Origin of the sequence: Aquabacterium sp. UBA2148 (assembly GCF_002328915.1) — a bacterium.
Classification (GTDB): domain Bacteria; phylum Pseudomonadota; class Gammaproteobacteria; order Burkholderiales; family Burkholderiaceae_C; genus Aquabacterium; species Aquabacterium parvum.
The window spans coordinates 10,706-12,741 of the sequence record NZ_DCXA01000086.1 but is presented as its reverse complement, the minus strand read 5'-3'; the positions used below and the strand labels follow the sequence as shown (position 1 = coordinate 12,741).

The following is a 2,036-nucleotide window of genomic DNA, read 5'->3' as shown; positions in this document are numbered from 1 at the left end:
CGTGTAGGACCAGGTCCAGGCCGCCAGCAAAGCCCCCAGCACGGCCATCCCGCCGAAGAAAGCCGCTTGCCTCAGGCGAAGGCGCGTGCGACTGGTGTACTGCCGCACCAGCTCGCGGTCAGCGAAGATGACCCTGGAGAACAGCTCCTTGAGGAAAAAGCCGCTCTGCGAGTAGACCGCTGCCGCCGTGCCGCTTTGCAGTTGCAAGCCGAACTGCTCGGCCACACGCTGGCTGGCCCGGCTGGTGGATTGCCCCTCCTGCACCGCGCTGGTGAAGTAAAAGCCACGGAAGATGGGGCGGAACTGGTAGGGGTTGTCTTCGAAGAGCGTGTGCAGGAAGGTGCGCAACGACGGTTTGAGGGCCGCGAACTCCAGGGGAAAGGTCAGCACGCCCGGCGGCAATTGCTCGCCGCGATGCAGCGTCATGCGAGCCACCGAGGCCTCCTTGAGGCCCTGATAAAGCACGTCCATGTGTTGATCGAACTGGGCTGCGGCGTCAAGCTGCTGCCCGGTTTCGTAAGGCAGCGTGGCGCCCCAGACCCTGTCGCGCTCGCCTCGATCGCGGTCCTCGAAGAAATCGACGAAGCCTGCGATGAGGTCGGCCTTGGTGAAGACCACATAGACCGGCACGAAGACCTCGAGCTTTTCGGTCAGCTCCTGCACGCGCTGGCGCAACTTGCGGGCCAACTCGATGGTCAGGTCAGCCTTCTGATTGGCCAGCTCGGCGATGCTCACGGCGATGATCACGCCATTGAGCGGGGCCTTGGGCCGGTGCGTTTTCAGCAGCTTGAGAAAGCCCAGCCACTCGCGGTGGTCTTCTTCCTGCACCGAGTAGCGGCCAGCCGTGTCGAGCAGGATGCCCTCGGTGGTGAAGTACCAGTCGCAATGGCGCGTGCCGCCGATGCCCTGCACGATGGCGTCGGTGTTCTCGGCGAACGGAAAGGTCAGGCCGGACTTGACGATGGCTGAGCTCTTGCCCGCCGCCGGGTTGCCGATGATGGCGTACCAGGGCAGCTCATACAGCGCTGCGGCACCGGATGTTTCACCCAGGCGCGACGTCTTGATGCGCTTGACCGCATCGGCCATGCGCTCACGCAGCGCCGCGACCTCATCGGCCTGGGCGCCCTTGCGCGCTTGACGAACCGCTTTCTCGGCATCTGCCGAAATGGCCTGCTCCAACGCCAGGCCGGCACGCTGCGCCTGGCGCCGGCGGTGCCACCAAATGCCGGCAGCCAGCACGCCCAGCAACAGCACCGCTCCCGCGGCCCACACTGCGCCCACCCTCAAGGCATCGGCCCCCAGGAACAGCAAACCGGCCAGCGCCAGGAGGCCGATGACGGCCAGCACACGGGGATCGAGCAGGAACAACCAGATTCTTTGCATGGTCTGCAGGGGCAACAGGAACGATCAAGGGGCCGTCAGGCGGCCAGCGGCTCGGCCACGGGAGCGGCCGCAGAGGAAGAAGGGGCGAGCGTTGCGTCCCCAGGCGGATGGAGAGCTGCCAAGGCGATTGGCACCAGGCTGGCTGGCCAGACAGGGATGGCCCAGCGCCGGTGGCTGCCTTGGGTGAGCCCCACCAGCGCCGGCGCAAGCTGTTCGGTCGACTCGTCTGCGGGCTGTGCGCCGTGTCGCACCACGCTGGCGGCCAGTGCCACGGGCAGCAGAGCACGGGCAATGCCAAGCTCGCCCCACACGTCACCCAGCCGCAGCACCGACTGCATGGCATCGGCATCGGGCTGCAAAGCCTGAAAAGCCTCGAACAGCTCGCTGGCGCGACCTGGTCGGTGATCGGCATCCGACAGGCACCACCAGCTCCCCTGCCCGCTCGCGCCTGGCGCAGCCTGCACCCACGGCGAAAGCGCCTGCTGCATCACGGAAATGAGCTCATCCGACCCGGGCCGACCCGACCGATCTGCAGACCTCTGGCGACGAGCTGTGCACGGCATGCCCAACCACGGGTGCTGCGCCGGTGTGCAGCGCGGAACCATCGGGGCATTGGCCAGGAGCAAGCCAGCCGCTCCCTCGCCCGGCACCCG

General features: G+C 66.9%; 2 protein-coding genes. Both read right to left on the bottom strand.

Annotated features, from left to right (window positions below; genetic code table 11):
• Positions 1-1,383, bottom strand: a 1,383-nt coding sequence (gene tssM, locus B2W70_RS04640; RefSeq protein ID WP_286743327.1) for a type VI secretion system membrane subunit TssM, incomplete at its 3' end; no start/stop codon positions are given.
• A gap of 35 nt (positions 1,384-1,418) precedes the next feature.
• The gene (locus tag B2W70_RS04635) at positions 1,419-1,871 is read right to left on the bottom strand and encodes a hypothetical protein (protein WP_286743326.1); all 453 of its coding nucleotides are present in this window, start codon (positions 1,869-1,871) and stop codon (positions 1,419-1,421) included.
• Positions 1,872-2,036: the final 165 nt, after the last annotated feature.

Coding starts and splice junctions, on each gene's coding strand:
- B2W70_RS04635 (WP_286743326.1), bottom strand. CDS start 1,871: ATGCAGCAGGCGCTTTCGCCGTGGGTGCAGGCTGCGCCAGGCGCGAGC.